The organism is Chthoniobacterales bacterium (assembly GCA_036569045.1).
In the GTDB taxonomy this organism is placed as follows: domain Bacteria; phylum Verrucomicrobiota; class Verrucomicrobiia; order Chthoniobacterales; family JAATET01; genus JAATET01.
Genome location: DATCRI010000072.1, coordinates 1 through 21254 on the forward strand (window position 1 = coordinate 1; position 21254 = coordinate 21254).

Sequence of the window (21254 nt, forward strand, 5' to 3'; positions counted from 1 at the left end):
CCTGAATCCCTGGAAACATCCCGAGCTCGCCCGCCGCCGTTACGAGCGCAACGTGGCGCACCTCGCCCGCCAGGGCCTGCTTCCCCCCGGCATCACCGCCGCGCAACTTCTCGCCACGCCGCCTCGGGTCGAACGTCACGATCCCGAGAACCTCGCCCCACACTTTGCCGCCCTCGCGCAGACCCGCCTGAAGACCCGTTCCGACGCCTCCCCCCGGATTCGCACCACGCTCGACCTCGATCTCCAGCATGTCGCCGAGACATTGCTTCACGAGCACCTTCGCAATGCCGCCGGTCTCGGCATTGGCGACGCCGCCATCGTCGTCATCGAAAACTCCACCGGCGCCATTCGCGCGCTCGCCAGCTCCGGCCGCGCCGAGCACGCCGCCATCAATGCCGCCCTCACCCCGCGCAGCTCCGGCTCCACGCTGAAACCCTTCATCTACCTCGCCGCCATCGAGCGCCACCTCATCACCGCCGCCACGCTCCTGCCCGACACGCCCCAGGCTGTCCTCGAAACCTACGCCGACTACGACCCGCAGAATTACACCCATCGCAGCTACGGCCCCGTCCGCGCCCGCGAGGCCCTCGGGAATTCGCTCAACGTGCCCGCCGTCGTCGTGACCAGCCGCCTCGGCGCGCGCGACGCCTTCAATTCCCTCCGCCGCTGGGGCTTCGTCTTCTCCAGGAATTTCGACGCCTATGGCGCCGGCTTCATCCTCGGCAACGCCGACATCCGCCTCGTCGATCTCGCCGCCGCCTACGCCGGCCTTGCCCGCGGCGGGATTGCCTGGAGCGGCCGCGCCCTCGCCAGCGAGCCCATCGAGAGCGCGCGCCTCGCCTCCCCAGCCGCCTGCGCGATCATCACCGACATCCTCTGCGACAACGACGCCCGCCGCCTCAGCTTTGGACCAAACTCGCCGCTGAACCTCGGCCAGCGCGTCGCCGTCAAAACCGGCACCAGCTCGGGATTCCGTGATCGCTGGTGCGTCGGCTTCGATCGCGAGCACACCGTCGCCGTCTGGGCCGGCAACCTCGATGGCAAGTCCCTCGGCGAAGTGCTCGCCGTGCGCGCCGCCGCGCCGCTGTGGTCATCGATGATGCGTTATCTCCTCGACCGCGGCGACTCCCCGTTGCCCGCGCCCACGGCCGGCCCGCAGCTTGCGGTCGCCGATGTCGCCGCCGAGACCGGCCTGCTCCCTCGCCCGGACGAACCCACCGTCCACGAATGGTTTCTTCCCGGCACCGAGCCAAAAGCCAGCGCCGCCTCGCACTATGCGAAAGTCGATGGCCGCGACACCCTCGTCCTTCCGCCGGAATATGCCGCATGGTGCGCCGGCGGCGAAAACCGACTCGGCGCCATCGCCCGCAGCGAAAACTTCGAGATCGTCTTCCCGCGGGACGGCGCCGTCTTCGAATGGAGCGCCCACCTGCCCGCCGGCCAGCAAACGCTTACGCCACTCAGCACCACATCTGTCTGCGAATGGTTCCTGAATGGCCATCCGCTCCGCTCCGCCGCCATCCCGCTGACCCGTGGCGAATGGACGCTCACCGCTCGCTCCGCCGACGAAGAGCGCACGGCAAGATTCACCGTCGAATGAGTCTTCGCGAGCCTACTCGACTTTCGAGGGCGCCAGCGCCGCGACGGCCTCGTAAAGCGCTTCCGCCGTTTCGTGCCAGCCTTCGCGACTGTCTTCCGTGTTGGGAAATGACAACGGCGCACCGAACCGCAGTCGGACCGGGCCCGGCCGGGGCCAGCGAACGCCCGGAGGCCATGCCTCGAAACAGCCCTCGAGATACGCCGGCACCACCGGCACATTCGTGCCCGCCACGAGCATCCCGATTCCGGCACGGAACGAAATCATGACGCCATCCCGCGCCCGCGTTCCTTCCGGAAACAGCAGGTAAATCGCGTCCCCTGCGACCAGCCGTTCACGCAACGACTCCATCGCGTGCGGTCCGCATTTCTTCCGCCACATCGGCAGCGCATTCAGAAAAATCGCCGAAAGCGCCGCGCTCGCTCGCGTATCGAAAAAAGTGTCTCCCGCCGCGATCGGAAAGGCGAAATCCCGCAGCCGGCGGGGCAGCGCCACGCCGAGCGCCAGGGCATCGAGATGGCTCGAGTGATTCGCCACCACGACGAACGGCGCACTCGTCGGCACGTGTTCCAGCCCCTCGACCTCGAAGCGATGAAAAACCCGCAGATAGCTCTCGATGAAAAACGTCCACCCGCGATGCGCGAGCGTAGAGAGCAGACCGCCCTCCCGGTTCAGGCTACGCCAGCGCTCCGCCACGCCAAGACCGAGATCCGCCGCCGGTTTGTAAATCCAATCGTTCATGCGATTCCCTGCCATATCCGTTTCAAAGCCAGATTCGTGCCGCTTGATCGAGCCCCACGCCCATGAAAAAGCCGATGTAATGAAACAATGCCGGCCCCACGAAGAGCAAGCTGTCAAAACGATCGAGCAATCCCCCATGGCCCGGAATTGTCGCCGACATGTCCTTGATGCCGAGATCGCGCTTCACGCTCGAAATCACGAGGTCCCCGAGCTGCCCCGTGAAGGAAAGCAACGCGCCCATCGTCACGAGATGCACCGGTGCAGCGAGCACCGTGCCCGCAAAGACCCAGCTGCCGACCGTCGCAAACAACGCCGTTGTCAGCACGAACGCCCCAAGCGCACCACCCCAGGTCTTTCCCGGGCTCGTGTGCGGCGCCAGCTTGCGCCGGCCAAAAAGTTTTCCGCAGCAAAACGCGAACACATCATTGATCTCCACGCAGAGCAGGATCAGCAGGAGAATCGGTCGGTAGTTGCGATCGTTCGCAAAATACCCCACATGCGCGAGGCAGACGCCAAACAGCAGAAACGCGAAGATCGCGATCGCCACGCGCTGCAGATACCCCTTCGGCTGATCCGCCCCGACGGCCACGATCACCAGCAACGAGACCACCAGCGAAGGCAACGCGACAAAGAAACCATACCAGTGGTCCGCGATCGCGAAGATCATCAGCCCAATTCCGAGCGCGACCATCGCGCTCAGGCCTCGATGCCGGAAAAAGCCCGTCGCGCGCGCAAACTCGCGATACGCGAGAATGCTCAGCAGCCCGAGCGCGGCGATCGTCCACAGGCGTCCGAGCAGGATCGGCACCACCATCAGCGGCACCAGCACCAGCCACGAAAAATAGCGCGCATAAAGCTCCTTGCGCAGCGTCGGCGTCAATCGGCCGCATCGCTGCAGAACCTCGAAAATCACCGGCGTAACGATCAGCAACGCTGCCAGAAAAACCGTGATACCGACCGTCGCGGGATGCGCAAACGCACTCATAGTCTTCCGCCGATCCAGCGCAGGCGCTGCAAACATGTCACCGCACTGCCCGCCACGATAAGGGCGAGCACCCCCGTCATCGCCACGTGCGCAAATCCCGCCGCACTCACGAGACACGCGACCGTCACGAAGAACATCCGCCGCGGCTTCGAGAACCAGCCGAGGAACGCCTCGCCCGCCCCGTTCAGCGCGCCGATCGCCCGAATGTAGGCGGTCAGCATCGCCACGAGGGCTGCCAGCCAGCCAAATTCCGGCACGCTGCCGAACGCGTAGCCCGCGCCGATCAACGTCGCGGAGTCGCTCACCCGATCGGGGATTTCGTTCCAAAGCGGTCCGAACTTCGACTTTCGTCCTCCTTCCACCGCCACCATGCCGTCGAGCATGTTGGCCAGCAGCCGCAACTGCACCAGCGCGGCAGCCACGAGCCATAGCGCGACCTGCGCGGCTCCGGAAACATGCGCCGTGCCCACCAGCGCGACTCCCCCGGCAACGCCGAAGCCCAGTCCGGCCGCGGAGATGGCGTCCGCCGATACGCCGGCGGATGCCAGCGTCGCCGCGAGCCGTTGAAAGACAGGGACGCCGCGGGATTTGAGCGGACGGCGAGAGGCAGGATCAACCATGGAAGCTTTCAGTCTGCCCAATTCCCGCCGCATTCACCAGCCCGGCGAGCGCGAGACGGCCTCCAAGAAAAATCATTTTTCCAATTTGACTCCCCGTCGGCATTCCGCTTAATTCTCCACTCCCGCGCAGCCGTAGCTCAATTGGATAGAGCATCTGACTACGGATCAGAAGGTTGAAGGTTCGAGTCCTTCCGGCTGCACCATTTCCTTACGGTAAGTCCCCGGAAGTTAGCGAGTTTCCAGGAGGTCGATTTCGATGATCGGGAAAGCCCGCATTTCCCGACATGTGTCGGAAACGGCAAACGGACTCTTGGGAACAGCATTTGTAATCCGTGACCGACACGCACGCGAGGGGAGCGAGATAACCGTCGAAATAGCGGACGATCTCGCCCATGGTGATCTGATCAGGATCGCGGGCGAGGAAATACCGCGCCGGAGGCGGAACCGGGACGATCGCCGCGGGAATCGGCACCCGACTCGCGCGGGGCTGGATCGCGACGGGCTTCTTGCCGGAGTTGTGGTGGGCGCCCGCTGGCCCCACTCCACGCACATTCTGGCTCTGCTTCTCGAGAAGCCGGGCTTCGACCTCAGCGAGATCGTGCTGGGGTTCTGGGATCCGGAGGGACGCGAGCGCGCAGCGATCGAGCGTCAGCTCCCGGCTCCGCGGGCCCGGGCCAAACGCGCTCCGAAATCGAAGCCGCTGACGGTCCGCCAGCCCCGCCGCATCGAACCGCACGCGGTCGTCAAGGTTCGCCGCTTTCCAGTCGCCCGGCCTTGTCAGCGGCCTGAATCCCGGTATTTGTCGCGGCATGACCGAGAAACTCCACGATATCTCGATCGATTCTCCGCTCACGGAGCCGCGGCGCGAGGCGATCACGCAATTTCTCTCGGACAACGCGCACCGGTTTCCGATGGAGATTTCCCACTCCTGGACTGAGGCTTCGGGCCCCGTGCTCCAGCTCGTCACCAGCCCGGTGACCTGGCATGCCCGCTTCCACGACGAAAAGGTCGAGGTGTTTGGCAGTGGCCCCGTATGGACCAGGGCTCTGCTGACGAAAAAGCGCCTTCAGGAGGTGCGGGAGCACATCGAGGGCGTTCTGCGCCACGCCGGTTTCGGCGTCGCTGGCGCGGTCTGATATTTTCCACGGGGATGAGCGATCCCGCCGTGGAGTTTGTGCGCATGCGTCGCGTCGCGACGGGCGCCTTGCTGATCGTGTTCGTCGGGATGATCGCCGCCCGTTGGCTCGAGGGCGGTCATCCGGCCTTCGGCTACCTGCGCGCCTTCTGCGAGGCGGCCACCGTGGGCGCGCTGGCGGATTGGTTTGCCGTGGTCGCCCTCTTTCGGCATCCGCTGGGAATCCCGAATCCCCATACGGCCATCCTGCCGAACAACAAGGATCGCCTCGCGGCCTCGCTCGCCGACTTCGTCGTTTCCAGTTTTCTCACCGAGGAGCAGCTGGCGCCGCGCGTCAAGGCCTTCGACTATGCCGGCGCTCTCTCGCGATGGTTGCGCGAGAATACCGACTTCCTCGCCGGCCGGGCCGCCGCCCACGCGCCGCGCATCCTCGAGGGAATTCCTGACGAGGAACTCGCGCGTCTTCTCGCCGGGCGGGCGCGCGCTTTCATGGAGACCGTGCCGCTCGGGCCCTTGCTTGGCAGCGGGCTTGGCACGCTGGTGCAAAGCGGGCGCGACCGACAGATTTTCCGGACGATGCTGGAATCGGCGGAGGAGCTGATCCTTTCCAATCGCGAGCTCATCGAGCAGAAGATCCGCGAGGAAATTCCGGTGCCCATGGAATTTCTCCGGAACCTTCCGGGATTCCATCGCATCGAGCCCGTCCTCGACCAGCTCAAGGACGCCCTGGCCTCCGCCGTTGCGAAGCGCACCATCGAAAAAGTCCGTGACGTGCTCGAGGAAGCTCTGCACGACGCGGAGCATCCCCTGCAGGCGGCCTTCGTCGCAAAGCTCGGCGCGCTAATCGAAGATCTGAAATCCTCGCCGCAAATGACCGCGCGCATCCGCAGCGTGCAGGAGGCGATGCTCGCGAGCACGGCCATCGACGATTTCTCGCTGCGTGCCTGGCGCGAAGTGAAGGCGTTCCTGGTTCAGGATTGCGCGGCGGAAGACTCGGTCCTGCGCGCGCGTCTCCGCGAGGCCCTGGACACCCTGGCCGCCCATCTTTCGGAGAATCCCGACACGCAAAAGGAACTCAACGAGTTCATCGGCGCCCACGCGCTTGCCAGCATGCTGTCCGCACGCCCGCAAGTCCGCGATCTGGTCGTGACGACGATCCAGGGCTGGGATGCCGGGGAAATCTCGAGCCGCCTCGAGACCATGGTCGGCCGTGACCTTCAATTCATCCGGCTCAACGGCACGATCATCGGCGGATTCGTGGGGCTGATTCTCCATGCCGGATTTTCGCTTCTTGGCAGATAGGGTGCAGGCAATCTACCCCGGACAGCCTTTGATCGAACGCGGGTGCGGCGCAGGCGGCACCCGCGTTTTCGGTTCTACGACAGACGGCGAAGGGCTTCGTCGACGATCGCCTCGAGCGGCGGCTCGATGGAGACGGTGATGGCGTCCACCGGCTCTTCCAATGTCGCGAGCTGACTGTCGAGCAACGCGGGCGGCATGAAATGGTTCTCGCGCGCCTGCATGCGGCCGAGAATGAGCTCGCGCGAGCCCTTCAGATAGATGAAGCGCAGCGAGGGATTCCCCGCGACGAGTCGGTCGCGATAGGTCTGCTTGAGCGCGGAGCAGGCGAGAAAAACCGTGCGTCCGGCCGCGGCCTGCGCCCTCAACTCGGCGCTCAGCGCATCGAGCCAGGGCCAGCGATCGTCGTCATTGAGCGGGATGCCGGCGGCCATCTTCGCCTTGTTCGCGGCGGGATGGAAATCGTCGGCATCCAGGAAAAGGCCTCCGGTGCGATCGGCGAGCAGGCTGGCGACACTGCTTTTGCCGCAGCCGGAGACACCCATGACAATGAAAAGACCGGTGATCGCACTCATTTCGGGAGACTGCCGCCGGCCCATTCCGGCTGTTCACGCAGATGGTAAAGCATTTCGCCCGCCTTGCGGACGAGGAGCACGCCTTCGTCTTCGCGATCGGCGAAGCTCTCGATGTCGATCGTCGCGGGATCGCGGTAACCCATGTTGATCCTCGCGCAGGTCTCGGGCGGGATACCGGTGGCCAGCGTGACGCGCACGCGGCAATGCTCCACGCCGTCGATCATCCTGCCGATGCCGCGGACGTGCGTGGAATGCGCGAGCGTGCCCCACGGATAGTCCTTGAACCTGTCCCACTGCGTGAGGAAGTAGTCGACGCAGTGGTAGCCGAGTTCCTCGATGAGGTGGCCGTGGACGACACTCACCTCGTGGATGTGCGGGGCGTAGATGATGAGCTCGCCGCCGTCGGCGACAACGGGCTCGAGCTTATACATGCATTTCCCGCCGACCCAGAGTTCGTCATACATCCTGGGCGCGCAGGAGAGGACGGTGTGGAACGGCTTGTCCTTGTAGACGATGTGGAGCTGGCGCGAGAGTTCGCTCGCCTCGTCCCAGCTGCGCTCGGGCGTGCCGACGAACAACCCGGCGAGATCCGCGCCTTTCACCACCATCGAAAAGCAGAGCTTGTCCACGGTGACGAGCGAAGCCGCGTGGTCGACGACCTTGCGAACGGGGGTCCACTTGTTGCCAATGATCATCGGGTTCGTCACGACGGCGCCGAGCCAATGGAAAAAATTCAGCACCTCGGGACCGCTGACGCCGGGGAAAAGATATTTGTTGCCGCCGGAAAAACCGACGACCTCGTGCGGGAACACCGGGCCAACGATGATGAGCTCGTCGTAATCGAAGACGCGACGGTTCACCTTCACCTCGACGTCCATCGCGAAAAGCCCGCTGGTGAGCGCGCTGATCTCGGCGGCGGAAATGGTGCCGATCGCCTGGAGCGCGTCGGGATTGTCCCATTCGTGGTTGAGGAACCGGGCGCGGCCGTAGTGGGAAACTCGCTCCTCGGGCGTGATCTCGAGCCGGGCGTTCATGGCCTCCTCGCTCATCGGCGGGTGGGTGCCGAGTGCGAACATGACGTCGCATTTCGCCGTCGTCGCGCCGATCCGATCGTAGATCGTCTTGAAAAGCAGCCCAACGGGCGCGGTGCGGGTGGCATCCGGCACGATGAGCAGGACGCGTCGGCCCCGATAGCGCTCGACGGGACAGGCCTCGGAGACGAGAGCACTCACCCGCTCGGGAGTGACGCTGGCGCCCGCGGCGGCAATTTCGGAAAGGACGGTAGGTTGCATGAATTTATCGTGATCGGAGATCGACGGAACTTCGAGCCGGAACGCATCGGGATCTCCCGGCGAAAACTTCGGTGCGAGGGAACGACGGACCGATCCTCCTCGGGCTCACGGGTGTTTTGAGATTTGCGAAGCTTTGCGAAATTGCGAGGGACTCATCTTTGCATAACGCCGAAAGACGACCGCAAATCGTTCCGGGTCGGCAAATCCGCATTTTTCGCTGATGATCGAGATCGGCTGATCCGTTGCGACGAGCAGGGTTTTTGCACGATCTACGCGCATCCGGCTGAGCACATCCCAGGGCGTGGCCTTCAAGAGCTCGACGAAGCGCCGCTCGATCGAGCGTCGGGATATCCTCAGATCCTGGCACATGATCTCGATGGAAATGGACTCCGGAAACTTCTCCCGAAGGTATTGGAGCGCTCGGCGGAGCTGGTCATCCTCCACCGCGAGGAGCGTCGTGGATTGCCGCTGTTTCACTCCTCCCGGAGGAAAAAGAATGGGCATCGCCAACTTTCGAGACTTTTTCCCAAGCGCGTGAATCCACTCGCTCACCGCCGAACCAATACGGTTCCACGGGATCTCGATACTCGAGAGCGGAGGGTGACTCAGCGCACAGACGAGCTCATCGTTATTCGCGCCGAGCACCGCGATCTCTTCGGGGATGGAAATGCCCGCTTCGCGCCCTGCTTCACAAATCAGTCGCCCCAACGGATCGTGCGCCGCGAAGATGCCAATGGGCTTGGGCAGCCGTTGCAACCACTCCCGGAGACTGGCGGACGGTTCCTGCCAGATTTCCATGTAATGCCGGTTACGGGGTTCCTTCTCGTGATAGCAGGTGCAGCTTTGGTTGTCGCGACGCAGCCGGTCGCGAAAGCCATCCAGCCGCTGACGGGAATACGGACGGTCCACCCCGACAAAGGCGTAGTTCTGATACCCCGCCCCGAGAAAATACTCGGCGGCCGTCGCTCCCACGGCGATGTCGTCCACATCGATGCTGACCGCGCCCTGGTAGATGTAGTCCGTGTCGGCAATCACGGTGGGAAAGCCCAGCTCCAGAATCTTTTCGGTCGTTCCGGGAATCCATTCCGTAATGACCCCGGCCGGGCGGCTCTGTTCGAGAAGGGCCCGAATCTGCGCAAAGGAACGATGGACGTCGATAATGCGGAGTTCCGTCCCTTGCTGCGCGAGAGTGGCCAGCGAGGGCATCAAGCGTCGGAGAAACTCGTCCGAAATCACGACCGCAAAGCGCACTGACACGAGCTGACCTTAGGAGTCGATGTGACGCAATTCAACAGGGGAAACCCGCAAAACGCGGTGGCATGTCTTCGGAAATTCTTCATCATCGCTGCATATCTTCCGGTCCTCGCTCTTCAATGATCGAACAGCCGGTCCCTGCTTCTCCCGCGCCCCCCCGAACCTGATGAGTGTAGCCTCCATTTCCGCCGTCCCCATCTCCATACTCCTCGTGCTGAAGGAGATCGAGGGGAAGCCTTTTCAAAAAATCGAATCATCGAACCCTGCCTAACTTATGATTTTTCTCGGTATCGACTGTGGAACCCAGAGCACAAAGACGGTGGCAATCGACCGCGCGAGCGGTGAGTTGCTCGCGTCCGCGAAAAGCAATCACCGCATGTTGCCATCCAGCTCACCCGGCGCGATGGAACAGGATCCGGACGACTGGGTGGAAGCCGCAAACATCACCATCCGTAGCGTTCTCGAGCAGCTTGGATCTCGTAAGAATGAGGTGCGCGGTATCGGGGTAAGCGGGCAACAGCACGGACTCGTCGTCCTCGACGGAGCGAACAGGGTTGTTCGCCCCGCCAAGCTATGGTGCGACACTTCGACCACGGCACAGTGCGAGGAGATCCACGCCCATTTTGGAGGTCCGGAGAAACTTCTGGAACTCACGGGCAATCCGGTGCTGGCCGGTTACACGGCGTCGAAGGTTCTCTGGCTTCGCCAGAACGAGCCCGACAACTGGGCTCGGACCACTTCGGTGCTCCTGCCGCACGATTTTCTCAATTTCTGGCTCACCGGCGAAAAGCGAATGGAATACGGGGACGCCTCCGGCACGGCGTTTCTGGACGTGCGGACGCGCCGCTGGTGCGAGCCGGTCGTGGATTTCCTCGCCGCCGACCTTGCTTCGAAGCTGCCTGCGCTGGGCTCTTCCACCGAGGCGGTCGGTCGCGTTCGTGGAAGCCTTTTGAGCGAATGGGGGATCGAGGGACCGGTGCTCGTCAGCGCAGGCGGAGGCGACAACATGATGAGTGCGATCGGCACGGGCAATACCAGCTCCGGCGTCGTCACCGCCAGCCTGGGGACGTCTGGCACGCTTTACGCGTTTTCGGAAATCCCGGCGGTCGACCCGCGTGGCGAGGTCGCTGCCTTTTGCGATTCCACCGACCACTGGCTTCCCCTGGTGTGCACGATGAACGTCACGCTTGTCACGGAAGCGGTCCGCGACCTCTTCTCCTGGTGCCACGAAGACTTCGACACCGCGATCCGGACCGTTCCTCCCGGAAGTGACGGCCTGCTGTTGCTGCCTTACCTCAGCGGCGAGCGCACTCCGAATTTGCCCGGTGCCTCCGGGGTCCTGCACGGCCTGACCGTCGCGAACTTTACTCCCGTGCATCTTGCTCGCGCAGCGATCGAGGGCGTGACCCTCGGGCTCGGGCATGGCTTGCAACGTCTGCGCGATCTCGGCATTTGCCCGACCGAGATTCGGGTGACGGGCGGCGGCAGTAACAGCAGTTCCTGGCGGCAGTTGTGCGCCGACATCTTCGGGGTGCCGGTCGTCGGTTTGGCAAACGGGGAAGGCGCGAGCTTTGGCGCAGCTCTCCAGGCTGCCTGGCAGGCTGGGCAGGAAGCGGGTGACAGCCAGACGCTGGGCGAGTTCACCGCGGATTTCGTCAGTTGCGATGAATCCTCGCGCGCCATTCCGGAGGAATCGGTCGGCACAATCTACCGGGAATCGGCCGACCGGGCGAGCCGCCTTCGCCAGGCACTGACCGATAAACACCTCCTTTGATTTTCAAGTTTCTCTTTCCTTCGAGATCCGCTCTGCGGAAGCGCTTCCGGGGCGCGGGAGGGGGCTCTTCTCCCGCGCCTAGCGCCGGATGATCCTGATGGTCTTCTGGGTGTTGTGGCCGGTGGGATCCGTGGCGCGAATGGTGACGCGGTTTTCGCCCCGGGCCAGGCGGCGAACCTTGATGGCGAAGGGATTCGTGCCGGCGAAGGGGGCGTTGTAGAAGCTGGCGGAGCGGTTCGAGACGCGGTAGGAGAGCGCAACGGAGCCGCTTTCGTCGGTGGCAACGCCGCGGACGATGGCGGGGGAGACGCGGGTGGTGCGCTTGGTTTTGCCGAAGATATCGAGGACGGGTTTCGTATCGAGCGGGGGGACAGGCTCGGCGGTGGAGATGGCGAGGCCGCGGATGTTCGTGCCGGGGGCGAAGTCGCCGACGAGGGCGGCGGCGCCGGTGCTGAGGTTCACGGAATAAAGGGCGGAGCCGGTGACGGTGGGGACGGAAAAGAGGGCGAGGCTCTGGTAGATGTCGAAGCCGTTCGGCTGGTCAATGGCGACGCCGAGGGAGCCGACGGTCTGGAAGGTGCCGGCGTCGGCGCTTACGGCGCGGGCGAGGATGCCGAGGTTCACGTCGATGCCGTAGAGCGTGGAGGTGCCGCCGAAGGCTGCGGTGGTGTAGGCGACGGCGTCGAGCTGCGGCGGCGTGGCGGCGTTCGGATCACCGGGGATGTAAGTGAGGCTGGGGTCGGAGACCTGGAGGGTGCCGTTGTTGGGGTTCAGGCGGTAGTTGTCGTCCGTGGAGGCCGTGTTCACGAGGCGAATGCGATCCGTCGAGGGATTGAAGTCGAAGCCCCAGGTGTTCACGCCGGGGGTGGAATCGATGCCGGCGAGGATGGGCGCGCCGATGGCGGTGGCGGCGCCGTTCGCGGGGTCGATGACGAAGAGCTGGAAGGTGGTGCCGGAGCGGCCGATGGCCCAGAGAGTGCCGGCGCCCGGATTGGCAGGCGAGGTGGTCTGCACGGTGGGGCGGATGTCGATCGCGAGGAGGACGTAGGCGCCGACAACGGCGACATCGGGCGTGACGGAGGTGGCCGTCTGCGGAGTGGCGTGGTCGAAGGTGAGGATGTCGCCGCCGTTGGTGAGAGCGTAGGTGGTGGTCGCCCGCGCCGGGGCGGCGGTGAAAACAAGGATGGCGGCAAGGGTGCAGGCGGCGAGGGAGGACGTTTTCATCGGTGAGGCGTTATTTTTCGGGAGGCTTCCCTCCTCTTTCGCCCGATCCTTCGCAACTCGCCCTCAGGAATTTGCCTGAGAGAATGATCGGGCGCGATTCGAAGTGGGACGGCGACGACGTCCCCTACCTCGCGAATTGCCGGCGGAGGCACTCACCGGCGTAGTCGAGCACGAGCACGAGCACGAGGATGCAGCAGAGCACGGCGCAGAAGCGGTCCCACTGCGCGAGCTCCTGGTAGGTCTGCAGCCACACGCCGATGCCGCCGGCGCCCACGTAGCCGATGATGGCGGCGCTGCGGATGTTGTATTCCAGCATCCACAGGGCCTGGCTCCAGAGCAGCGGCTTCGCGTGCGGCCAGATGCCGAATTGAAACCGCTGCACCACGTCGGCCCCGACCGCGCGCAACCCCTCGGCCACCTCGGAATCGGTGGACTCGAAGGCGTCGCTGAAGAATTTGCCGAGATAGCCGAGGCTGTAGCAGGCGAGGCCGACGACGCCGGCCAGCGGGTTGGCGCCGAAGATGGCCACCGCGAGCAGCGCCCAGACGAGGCTGGGGATGGAGCGGATGCAGACGAGCAGGAAGCGCGCGAAGCGCACGACGGGCCGCGGCGCGAGATTGCCCGAGGCGGCGATGGCGACCGGCACGGCGGCAAGCGTGGCGAAGAGCGTGGCCATCACCGCAATCTGAAAGGTCTCCAGCAGGGCGACACCGAGTTCGCGCCAGTTGGAAAAGTCCGGCGGCACGAACCGCTCGAGAAAGCCCAGCAGGTTTCCGAGGTGATCGAGATCGCGGCCCGAGCCGCGGAGCGCGGGCAGAGAGAAGATGACGGCAAGAAGGGCGACGACGAGGGTGACGTGGAAGGCGCCCAGCCGCGGCGGCCTGAGGGGACCGGGAGGGTTCATGGCCGGATCACGCGGTATTCCCAGGCGGACGGGGACTTGCGGTTGAGCGTGAGCACGGCGTCGGCCATCTCCTCGACGAGTTCGGCGTCGTGCAGCACGCACACGACGGTGCGGCCGTGCGCGCGGGCGCCATCCGCAAACAGGCCGAGCACATCGCGGGCGAGGCGCGGGTCAAGGCTGGCCACGGGCTCGTCCGCAAGAAGCAGCTCGGGCCGCTGCATGAGCGCGCGGGCGATGGCCACGCGCTGCCTTTCGCCGCCGGAGACGCGGCGCACGGGCACGTGGCCGTAGGCGGAGAGCTCGAGCCGGTCGAGCAGGCCGGCGGCCTCGTCGCGGTCGCTGCGCGGGAATCCCGCCAGCGTGCGCCACCAGGGGTGCCGGCCGAGCGTGCCGCAGAGCACATTTGCGAGCACCGTCGCGTTGGGCGACAGGCGCAGGTGCTGGAAGACGATGCCCGTGCGGCGCTGGAACTCGCGGGGCGTGTGGGGGCGCAGCTCGCGGTCGCGGCAGGTGATCGTGCCGGCGCCCGGCTCGAGCATGCCGGCTAGGCACGCGAGCAGGCTGGATTTGCCCGTGCCGGAGGGCCCGACCACGGCGAGAAACGTCCCCCGGGAGAGGCGCAGGTCGAGGCCGTCCACGAGCGGACGCCCGCCCCGCTGCACACAGACGCCGCGAAGCTCGACGTGCGCGGGAGGGGGCTCGCTCATCGCTTGCGGCGGCCGAGCAGCTCGAGCGCCTTTTCGACAGGCGCGAGGTGCGCGTCGCCATCGACCTCGACGAGATCGGCGGAGAAGATTTCGGCGCTCACCGCGCCAGCGACCTCCCGCAGCGCGAGCAGCGCGGCCTTCAGCGCGTCGCGGTCGCCGGTGCTCAGCCTGGACGATGCGGCGACGACGTGCGTGGGCACCGGCCCCTGCTCCGCGATCTTCACGAGCTTCGCCTTCTGCTCGGCGGTGAGGTATTTGTCCTCGTCGAGCACGTAATAGCTCACGGCGGCGGCCTCGGCCTCGCCGCGGAGCACGCGCTCGATGGCGGAGACATAGCCGATGCCATACCACACGTTGCCCTTGCCGAAGAACGACTCGGGGTCCGCGCCCTCGATGAGGCCCTTCTCTTTGAGATCGACCATCGGGATGAGGAAGCCCGACGTGCTCGTGAGACTGCTGAACGCGATGGGCTTGCCGCGCAGATCCTCGACCTTCGCGTAGGGCTTGCCCTTCAGGGCGACCCAATAGCTGCGGTAGTGCGGCTGGCCGGAAATCTCGCCCGCGAGCAGCACGCTGCCGGCCCCGGCGTCGCGAATGGTCACCATCTCGGTCGCGCTCACGTAGGCGAGGTCGATGGTGCCGTTCTTGAGCCCTTCGAGGATGACGGCCGCCGACGTGGGCACGATGACCTCGACGGGCTTGCCCGCGAGCTTGCCGAGCGCCTCGCCGAGCTTGCGGCGCTCCGCGAGCATGCGGTCGGGGTCCTTGTCGGGCTTCAACGCGAGGATGACCTTGTCGAGGGACAACGGCCCCGCCGCCGGCAGCGCCGGAGCGGTGAACAGGAGAGCGGCGAGGAAAGGGAAAAGCCTGCGCATGGGAATGGAAACGTGCTTCGCAGCCACCCGGGGTGTCAATCTCCGGGCGACGCGTCGATCAGAACTTCACCTTGATGCCGGCATACCAGTTGCGCGGGGCGGCGGGGTCGATGCCGTCGGCGCGAATGCGCGCGTAATAGTCGCGGTCGAAGAGATTGTTCACACCGCCGATGACGCTGACGGTGTCCTTGTAGACCTTTGCCTCCACGGTGAGATCCCACACGTCGTAGGCGGGGATGAAGCGCTGGGACGTGTTCGTGTCATCCGCGTAACTGGAGCCGGTGAAGTTGCTCATGAGCGCAACTTTCACACGGCCCCGCCAGTCGTAAACGACGCCGGTGCGGAAGATGTAGTCGGGCGAGTATTGCGGCGTGCGGCCGTCGTTCGGCCCGCTCACGAACTCCGCCTTCATGAGCGTGAGCGCGGTATAGGCCTTGAGCGATCCGTAGGTCTCGACCCAACTGCGGTGCGGAACGACCGCGGCCTTGGCGTCCTTCGACAAGCCGTCCACCGGCGCGGGCGGGCGATTCCACAGCGCGTCGGCGAGACCGACGAAATCGAGCTCCGTGGCGAGGTCCCATCCGTAGGTCACGGCGCGGCCGGCGTTTTCGATGACGGTGAGGTTGCCGTTGTCGGCCGTGCGCGTGCCGATCTGGTCGGAACTGTCGATGAGGAAGAAGCTGGTATCCCACGACAGCCACGAGCGCGGGGCGCCGCGGAAGCCGACTTCGTAGTTCCAGACGAAGTTCTCGTTGAGGTTGCCATCGACCACGGTGTTCGGCGAGGTGGGCACGGCCTGCGTGAAGATCGGCGGGCGGTAGGCCTGCGAGACGTTCGCGTAGGCCTGGATCTCCGGCGTGAACGCGTATTCGAGCCCGAGGCCGAAGAGCGGCACGAAGTTGTAGAGCGTCTCGCTGCTCAGGCCCTGGCCGGAGCTGGATTTCGTGACGTTGACCTTCTCGTGAACGGACTGCCAGATGTTCTCCAGGCGCACGCCGGGCGTGATGGAGAGCTTGCCGAGCTGGAAGCGGTTCTCCGCGAAGATGGAATAATACCAGCTGTAGCGGTTGCTTTGGTTCAGCACGGCGCCCTGCATGGCGGTCGGGCTATCGCCGCGCTCGTCCGTGCGGGGCGAGTAGGTGTTGTAGAGCATCATGCCGCCGGTGAAGGTGTGCGTCTGGCCGAGGAGGTCCCAATCGTGCCGGATGCGCGGCTCGACGCCGAAGGTGTAGAACTGCTGAGTCTCGATGGAGTTCGTCTGCGCGGTCGGACCCGTCGGCAGCGTGCCAAAGCCGCCTCCACGCTGGCGGTGGCTGTAGCGCAGGTAGTAGTCCCACCAACCGCGGAAGGTGAGCAGAGTGCGGTCGGAGACGTCCCATTCGTGAATGAGCGCCGCGGCGTAGCGGCTCACGCGCATGCGGTCGTGGAAGCGCGAGGTCGCGTTGCGGTCCTTGGAATAGTTCACCGCATTCGGCCCGTCGCTCAGCGTGAGGCCGCCGGGTTCGCCATGCACCTCGTCGTAGGCGGTGAGGTTGAGATACCAGCGGCGCGGTCCGGTAGCGTCGAGGGCGAAGGTGCCGCCCCAGGCGTTCAGGAAAAAGTCGCTGTTCGCCTCGCGGAAGCCGTCGCTCTGCTGGTGGTCATACCAGCCATAGTAGCCGAAGCGGCCGATGGTGCCGCCAACGGATGAAAAGTTCGTGTAGAGGCCGAAGCTGCCGACCGTATTGATCGACTCGAGCCGGAATGGCGTGTCGAGCGGCGGCTTCTTCATCACGAAGTTGAGCGCGCCCGCCGGCTGCGGGCCATACATGAGCGCAGCGCCGCCGCGCACGAACTCGATGCGCTCCACCGCGTCGAGCGGCGGCGTGTAATACGACTCGGGGTAGCCGAGCATGTCGGCCTGGATCGGGATGCCGTCCTCCAGGACCTGGAAATACTGCATGCGGTGCGGATCGTAGCCGCGGTAGCCGATGCTCACCAGCGGGGAGGATTCCTCGGCGAGGACGAGGCCCGGCGTCTTCGCCACGACCTGGCGGTAGTTGTCGTTGATGATCTCGGGCAGGTCGTTGAGCTTGATGTTCGAGGTCTTCTTGCCCGCGTTGATGCGGGTGCCCTCGACATCGGGCAGGAACGGCCCGTCGATCTGCGTATCGTAATCCGCTTCCACCTCGACGGTCTCGAGCCGCTCGACCTCCTGCTCCGCGCGCGCCTCGCCGAGCGCGCATGCGGTAAGCACCGAAACCCCCGCCGAAATCCATCGTCCGCGCCGGGGGGACCGGCCTCTCCTGCTCGAGTGGGTATACAGCCTCATAAAAATCGCCGCGCAGAAGATGAGATCATGTCTCATTTGACAAGTCATTTTATGAGATTGCGTCTCATTCTCCTTGCGTAAGCTAAAAGCCCTTCTGTTAAAACCGCCGGGTGCACGATCGTTTTCTCGAATATTTTCTCAAAGGCGGCCCGATCATGTGGCCGCTGCTGCTCACCTCGCTCGTTGCGCTCACGGTCGTCATCGAGCGGCTGATTTTCATCGCGCGCGAACGCTTACACCGCGCGCCGGAGACCGTGGCCGCCATTCTCGGGGCCGTGGAGCACGGAGACGCCGACCGCGCCGTGCAGATCGGCCGGGGCTCGCCCGATTTCGTAGCCCGCACGCTCGCCTATGGCCTCGCGCACCGCGACAAGTCGCTTTCCGACGCCCTCCTGCGCGCAGCCAGCCGGGAGCTTGCCCGCTTCAATCGCGGCATTGGCGTTCTCGATACCGTCGTCACCCTCGCCCCGCTGCTCGGCCTGCTCGGCACCGTCACGGGAATGATTCGCGCCTTCGGCCTGCTCGGGGCCGATGAACTGGGAGCGCCCGCAGCCATCACCGGCGGCATTGCCGAGGCGCTCATCGCCACCGCGTTCGGGCTCGGCATCGCCATCGTGGCGCTCATCCCCTTCAACTACCTCAACGCCCGGCTCGAAGAAGCCCGGCTCCAGATTCAGGACGCCGCCTCTCACGTCGAGCTGCACCTCGCCCGCCCGCCCGCGCCGGAATCCCTGCTTTCATGACCATTCCCTCGCCCCGGGCCAGCCGCAAAGCGCGCATCGAGATTGTCCCGCTCATCGACATCATTTTTTTTCTGCTGGCAACGTTTGTCATGGTTTCCCTCTCCATGGTCAAAAACCAGGGCATTCCCGTGAATCTCCCCGCTGCGGCCACCAGCGAACCGCAGGAGCGAGCCGATCCGGCGACCGTCACCCTCGCGGCCGACGGAACGCTTTTTTTCAACAAGGAGGCCGTCACCCGCGAGGAGCTCGGCGCCCGGCTCCAGGCGCTCAAGGCCGGCGACCCCGCACCGCGCGTCTTCATCAACGGCGATGCCCGGGCGGAATTCGGCCAGGCGGTCGCCGTTCTCGACGAAGCGCGCCGCCTCGGCATCCTCAAAGTCGCCATCGAAACCACCTCGGCGCGATGACCCCCGACCGGCCAGGCCGCTGGTATCTGGCCGCTTTCCTCCTCGCCGCCGGCGCGCACGCCGCTCTCTTCACGGCGCTGCCCACCCGCCAGGCGCCTGTCGCCGCTCCCGCTCCCGGCAACGCCGCGCCCGCGGAGGTGGAACTTGTCGCCGCCCGCCCGCTCGAACCCCTGCCGCCCGAACCGCCGCCGGCGCCTTTGCCCGAGCCGACGGAAGTTCCCCCGGAGCCCGAACCTGCTCCGGAATCCCCCCCGGATTCCGCAGCCGAACCGCCGCCAACGCCCGTCGCCACGCCCGAGATGCCTCTCCCAAAGCCCGCGCCCCGAGCCCCGGCTCCGCCCAAAAACTCGACTCCTTCGCGAAAAATCGCGCCGAGGGCGGCCTCGGCCAAACCAGCGGTCGGCGGCTCCCCGGGCAGCTCCTCCGGCGCCGTGCACGAAGCCCGGCCCGACACACCGCGCAACCGTGCTCCGCGTTACCCTGAGATCGCCCGCCGCAACGCCTGGGAAGGCAGGGTCATCGTGCGGGCGTCGGTCACCCCTGCGGGCCGCGTCTCGGCCGTGAGCCTGCACCGCGGCTCCGGCCACGCCGTGCTCGACAACACGGCGCTCCAGGCCGTGCGCGGATGGCTCTTCCTGCCAAAAACCGTCGGCGGCCAGGCCGTCGCCAGCGTCGTCGAGGTGCCGGTCAATTTTTCGCTGCGGCGATGATCGAAACGCGACCGGCCGAGGACGCTCGTTTGCAATTCGGCGCCGGACGGCTACGCTTGCCCCCTCCACCACGAGACCACCGCGCCCGCATGCAATTTTTCAAGGAAGCCCTCTTCGCCCCTCACACCACCGGCGCCATCGCGCCCTCTTCGAAACATCTCGCCCGCGTCATCGTGGAAAAGGCGGGCGTCACCGATGCCGAGCGGATCCTCGAGATCGGCCCCGGCACGGGCGCCTTCACCGGGCACATCCTGAAGCAGAAAAAGCGCGACGCGCATTTCGTGGCGATCGAGCGCAATCCAAATTTCGCGACCGATCTGAAAGGCCGTTTCCCCCATGCGCGGATCGTCGAGGGCTGCGCCACGGAACTCCGCGATCACGCGACGGCGCACGCATTCACCGAGGCAGACAGCATCGTCTCCGGCCTGCCCTGGACGATCTTCGACCCGAAGCTCCAATACACGATCCTCGGCGGCATTCACGACGTGCTCGGCAAGGGCGGCACGTTCGCGACGTTTGCCTACTTCGGCTCGCACTGGATGCCGGGCGGCCAGAATTTCCGGAACCTCCTGCGGAGCGTCTTCCCGAATACCCGCACGTCGAACGTCGTGCTGCGGAACCTCCCGCCGGCGTTCGTTTACTACTGCCGCAAGTAGGCATTTCCCTGCGCCGCCTCGTCGGCGTAATCTGGGTTGACCATGGCGACCAAACAGCCGGCCAAACGCGCCTCCGCTCCGAAATTCGACTCCATTCCCGACGTTCTCGAAGACATCCGCGCCGGGAAAATGGTGATCGTCACCGACGACGCCGACCGGGAGAACGAGGGCGATCTCGTGATGGCGGCCGCGAAGGCCACGCCGACCGCCGTGAACTTCATGGCGCGCTTCGGCCGCGGCCTCATCTGCGCGCCGATCACCGAGGAACGCGCCGCCCAGCTCGGCCTCCAGCGCATGGTCGCGCACAATCGCGAGCTGTATCAGACCGACTTCACGGTCTCCGTCGACGCGGCGACCGGCATCACCACCGGCATCAGCGCGAAGGACCGCGCCGCCACGATTCGCGTGCTGGCGGACTCCGCCGGCCGGCCGGCGGACCTCGTGCAGCCGGGCCACATCTTTCCGCTGCAGGCCCGCTGCGGCGGCGTGCTGCGACGCGCCGGCCACACCGAGGCCTCCGTCGATCTCGCGCGGCTCGCGGGCCACGATCCCTCGGCGGTGATTTGCGAGATCCTCAACGACGACGGCACGATGGCGCGGCTGCCGGACCTGCTGCGCTTCAAGAAAAAGCACGGCCTGCGCATCTGCACGATCCAGGATCTCATCGCCTATCGCCGCAAGAGCGAGAAGCTCATCACCCGCGAGCAGAAGATCCAGATGCCGACCGACTACGGCACCTTCGACCTTTATCTCTACCGCTCCGAACTCGACGGCCGCGACCACCTCGCGCTCGTGAAGGGCGAGATCGGCGGCGACAAGCCGACGCTCGTTCGCGTGCACAGCGAATGCCTCACCGGCGACGTCTTCGGCTCCCGCCGTTGCGATTGCGGCCCCCAGCTCCACACCGCGCTCGAGCAGATCGAGGCCGCCGGCCGCGGCGTGCTCGTCTACATGCGGCAGGAAGGTCGCGGCATCGGCCTGCCGGCGAAGATTCACGCCTACAAGCTGCAGGAGGAAGGCCTCGATACCGTGGAGGCCAACGAGAAACTCGGCTTCGCGCCGGACCTCCGCGACTACGGCCTGGGAGCGCAGATCCTCAACGACCTCGGCGTCCGGAAGATTCGCCTGATGACGAACAACCCGCGCAAGATCGTCGGCCTCGAGGGCTACAACCTCGAGATCATCGAGCAGGTGCCGATCCGCAGCGTCTCGAACGTTCACAACGAGAAATACCTCGCGACGAAGAAGAAAAAGCTCGGCCACCTGCTGTAGCCACGCGGCGCCGCGCGCTCAGGCGTGAATCCAGAACGCGCTGTCGGCAAACTGATCGCCGCGCCACCACGGCTTTGCGGGCGTGCCGTAGCGGTAGTTCGTCGCGCCGGCCTGGCTCTGCAACGCGGCGGTGACATTGCCGGCGGCGTCGCGGCGGGCTCGATGCGCATCGG

The 21254-nt window shown here is 65.5% G+C and carries 20 protein-coding genes and 1 tRNA gene; 10 read left to right on the plus strand and 11 right to left on the minus strand.

The window, feature by feature from the left end; all coding sequences use genetic code 11:
* On the plus strand, positions 1–1600 hold a 1600-nt coding region (locus VIM61_13280; GenBank protein ID HEY8901378.1), incomplete at its 5' end, for a penicillin-binding transpeptidase domain-containing protein.
* 12 nt (positions 1601–1612) lie between these two features.
* Here the strand turns inward: VIM61_13280 and VIM61_13285 are convergent.
* Genes VIM61_13285 through VIM61_13295 form a run of 3 tightly spaced genes read right to left on the minus strand, consistent with a single transcriptional unit; the run spans position 1613 to position 3943 of the window.
* On the minus strand, positions 1613–2338 hold the full coding sequence (locus VIM61_13285) for a lysophospholipid acyltransferase family protein (GenBank protein HEY8901379.1): 726 nt from the start codon (positions 2336–2338) through the stop codon (positions 1613–1615).
* A 22-nt stretch (positions 2339–2360) separates the two neighbouring features.
* On the minus strand, positions 2361–3323 hold the full coding sequence (locus VIM61_13290; protein ID HEY8901380.1) for a phosphatidate cytidylyltransferase: 963 nt from the start codon (positions 3321–3323) through the stop codon (positions 2361–2363).
* The gene (locus VIM61_13295; protein ID HEY8901381.1) at positions 3320–3943 is read right to left on the minus strand and encodes a hypothetical protein; all 624 of its coding nucleotides are present in this window, start codon (positions 3941–3943) and stop codon (positions 3320–3322) included. The genes VIM61_13290 and VIM61_13295 overlap by 4 nt, the downstream gene beginning before the upstream one ends.
* A gap of 126 nt (positions 3944–4069) precedes the next feature.
* On the opposite strand from VIM61_13295, the gene VIM61_13300 reads away from it, so the two are divergent.
* The 3 genes from VIM61_13300 to VIM61_13310 all read left to right on the plus strand — a co-directional run bounded on the left by VIM61_13300 (position 4070) and on the right by VIM61_13310 (position 6380).
* Positions 4070–4146: transfer RNA gene (locus tag VIM61_13300), tRNA-Arg, on the plus strand.
* A 606-nt stretch (positions 4147–4752) separates the two neighbouring features.
* Positions 4753–5079, plus strand: coding sequence for a hypothetical protein (locus VIM61_13305; GenBank protein HEY8901382.1), 327 nt, complete (start codon positions 4753–4755; stop codon positions 5077–5079).
* Between the two features lie 14 nt (positions 5080–5093).
* Entirely contained in the window at positions 5094–6380 is a 1287-nt protein-coding gene (locus VIM61_13310; protein ID HEY8901383.1) for a DUF445 domain-containing protein, read from the plus strand.
* A 74-nt stretch (positions 6381–6454) separates the two neighbouring features.
* Here VIM61_13310 and VIM61_13315 read toward each other — a convergent pair whose 3' ends face one another.
* The 3 genes from VIM61_13315 to VIM61_13325 form a co-directional block, all read right to left on the minus strand.
* Positions 6455–6952: a gluconokinase gene (locus tag VIM61_13315; protein ID HEY8901384.1), complete on the minus strand. Its 498-nt coding sequence runs from the start codon at positions 6950–6952 to the stop codon at positions 6455–6457.
* Complete coding sequence (locus VIM61_13320; GenBank protein ID HEY8901385.1) at positions 6949–8244, minus strand: lactate racemase domain-containing protein; 1296 nt, start codon at positions 8242–8244, stop codon at positions 6949–6951. The genes VIM61_13315 and VIM61_13320 overlap by 4 nt, the downstream gene beginning before the upstream one ends.
* A gap of 105 nt (positions 8245–8349) precedes the next feature.
* A complete protein-coding gene (locus VIM61_13325; protein ID HEY8901386.1) occupies positions 8350–9450 on the minus strand; it encodes a substrate-binding domain-containing protein in 1101 nt (366 codons plus the stop codon).
* Positions 9451–9772: 322 nt separating this feature from the next.
* On the opposite strand from VIM61_13325, the gene xylB reads away from it, so the two are divergent.
* The gene (gene xylB, locus VIM61_13330; GenBank protein HEY8901387.1) at positions 9773–11272 is read left to right on the plus strand and encodes a xylulokinase; all 1500 of its coding nucleotides are present in this window, start codon (positions 9773–9775) and stop codon (positions 11270–11272) included.
* Positions 11273–11350: 78 nt separating this feature from the next.
* Here the strand turns inward: xylB and VIM61_13335 are convergent, their stop codons facing one another.
* The 5 genes from VIM61_13335 to VIM61_13355 form a co-directional block, all read right to left on the minus strand.
* Positions 11351–12496, minus strand: coding sequence for a DUF4394 domain-containing protein (locus VIM61_13335; protein ID HEY8901388.1), 1146 nt, complete (start codon positions 12494–12496; stop codon positions 11351–11353).
* Between the two features lie 124 nt (positions 12497–12620).
* Entirely contained in the window at positions 12621–13400 is a 780-nt protein-coding gene (gene phnE, locus VIM61_13340; GenBank protein HEY8901389.1) for a phosphonate ABC transporter, permease protein PhnE, read from the minus strand.
* On the minus strand, positions 13397–14107 hold the full coding sequence (locus VIM61_13345; protein ID HEY8901390.1) for an ATP-binding cassette domain-containing protein: 711 nt from the start codon (positions 14105–14107) through the stop codon (positions 13397–13399). Before VIM61_13345 ends, phnE begins: the two co-directional genes overlap by 4 nt.
* A complete protein-coding gene (locus tag VIM61_13350) occupies positions 14104–14982 on the minus strand; it encodes a phosphate/phosphite/phosphonate ABC transporter substrate-binding protein (protein HEY8901391.1) in 879 nt (292 codons plus the stop codon). The genes VIM61_13345 and VIM61_13350 overlap by 4 nt, the downstream gene beginning before the upstream one ends.
* Before the next feature lie 58 nt (positions 14983–15040).
* On the minus strand, positions 15041–17218 hold the full coding sequence (locus VIM61_13355) for a TonB-dependent receptor (protein ID HEY8901392.1): 2178 nt from the start codon (positions 17216–17218) through the stop codon (positions 15041–15043).
* Between the two features lie 185 nt (positions 17219–17403).
* Here VIM61_13355 and VIM61_13360 point away from each other — a divergent pair, with 185 nt between their 5' ends.
* From VIM61_13360 to VIM61_13380, 5 genes are all read left to right on the plus strand, one after another.
* Positions 17404–18036, plus strand: a complete 633-nt coding sequence (locus VIM61_13360) for a MotA/TolQ/ExbB proton channel family protein (GenBank protein HEY8901393.1) — start codon at positions 17404–17406, stop codon at positions 18034–18036.
* Positions 18033–18443 carry a biopolymer transporter ExbD gene (locus VIM61_13365; GenBank protein HEY8901394.1) on the plus strand — a complete coding sequence of 137 codons (411 nt, stop codon included), beginning with the start codon at positions 18033–18035 and terminating at the stop codon, positions 18441–18443. The genes VIM61_13360 and VIM61_13365 overlap by 4 nt, the downstream gene beginning before the upstream one ends.
* Positions 18440–19153 carry an energy transducer TonB gene (locus tag VIM61_13370; protein ID HEY8901395.1) on the plus strand — a complete coding sequence of 238 codons (714 nt, stop codon included), beginning with the start codon at positions 18440–18442 and terminating at the stop codon, positions 19151–19153. The genes VIM61_13365 and VIM61_13370 overlap by 4 nt, the downstream gene beginning before the upstream one ends.
* A gap of 89 nt (positions 19154–19242) precedes the next feature.
* On the plus strand, positions 19243–19809 hold the full coding sequence (locus VIM61_13375; protein ID HEY8901396.1) for an rRNA adenine N-6-methyltransferase family protein: 567 nt from the start codon (positions 19243–19245) through the stop codon (positions 19807–19809).
* A 42-nt stretch (positions 19810–19851) separates the two neighbouring features.
* The gene (locus VIM61_13380) at positions 19852–21081 is read left to right on the plus strand and encodes a bifunctional 3,4-dihydroxy-2-butanone-4-phosphate synthase/GTP cyclohydrolase II (GenBank protein HEY8901397.1); all 1230 of its coding nucleotides are present in this window, start codon (positions 19852–19854) and stop codon (positions 21079–21081) included.
* Positions 21082–21254 lie beyond the last annotated feature (173 nt).

Excerpts from the sequence above, each read along its gene's own strand:
- VIM61_13310 (HEY8901383.1), top strand. The coding sequence starts at position 5,094 with ATGAGCGATCCCGCCGTGGAGTTTGTGCGCATGCGTCGCGTCGCGACG.
- VIM61_13350 (HEY8901391.1), bottom strand. The coding sequence starts at position 14,982 with ATGCGCAGGCTTTTCCCTTTCCTCGCCGCTCTCCTGTTCACCGCTCCG.
- VIM61_13380 (HEY8901397.1), top strand. The coding sequence starts at position 19,852 with ATGGCGACCAAACAGCCGGCCAAACGCGCCTCCGCTCCGAAATTCGAC.
- VIM61_13285 (HEY8901379.1), bottom strand. The coding sequence starts at position 2,338 with ATGAACGATTGGATTTACAAACCGGCGGCGGATCTCGGTCTTGGCGTG.
- VIM61_13335 (HEY8901388.1), bottom strand. The coding sequence starts at position 12,496 with ATGAAAACGTCCTCCCTCGCCGCCTGCACCCTTGCCGCCATCCTTGTT.
- VIM61_13325 (HEY8901386.1), bottom strand. The coding sequence starts at position 9,450 with ATGCCCTCGCTGGCCACTCTCGCGCAGCAAGGGACGGAACTCCGCATT.
- xylB (HEY8901387.1), top strand. The coding sequence starts at position 9,773 with ATGATTTTTCTCGGTATCGACTGTGGAACCCAGAGCACAAAGACGGTG.
- VIM61_13345 (HEY8901390.1), bottom strand. The coding sequence starts at position 14,107 with ATGAGCGAGCCCCCTCCCGCGCACGTCGAGCTTCGCGGCGTCTGTGTG.
- VIM61_13290 (HEY8901380.1), bottom strand. The coding sequence starts at position 3,323 with ATGAGTGCGTTTGCGCATCCCGCGACGGTCGGTATCACGGTTTTTCTG.
- VIM61_13295 (HEY8901381.1), bottom strand. The coding sequence starts at position 3,943 with ATGGTTGATCCTGCCTCTCGCCGTCCGCTCAAATCCCGCGGCGTCCCT.
- VIM61_13315 (HEY8901384.1), bottom strand. The coding sequence starts at position 6,952 with ATGAGTGCGATCACCGGTCTTTTCATTGTCATGGGTGTCTCCGGCTGC.
- VIM61_13370 (HEY8901395.1), top strand. The coding sequence starts at position 18,440 with ATGACCCCCGACCGGCCAGGCCGCTGGTATCTGGCCGCTTTCCTCCTC.
- VIM61_13375 (HEY8901396.1), top strand. The coding sequence starts at position 19,243 with ATGCAATTTTTCAAGGAAGCCCTCTTCGCCCCTCACACCACCGGCGCC.
- phnE (HEY8901389.1), bottom strand. The coding sequence starts at position 13,400 with ATGAACCCTCCCGGTCCCCTCAGGCCGCCGCGGCTGGGCGCCTTCCAC.
- VIM61_13320 (HEY8901385.1), bottom strand. The coding sequence starts at position 8,244 with ATGCAACCTACCGTCCTTTCCGAAATTGCCGCCGCGGGCGCCAGCGTC.
- VIM61_13365 (HEY8901394.1), top strand. The coding sequence starts at position 18,033 with ATGACCATTCCCTCGCCCCGGGCCAGCCGCAAAGCGCGCATCGAGATT.
- VIM61_13305 (HEY8901382.1), top strand. The coding sequence starts at position 4,753 with ATGACCGAGAAACTCCACGATATCTCGATCGATTCTCCGCTCACGGAG.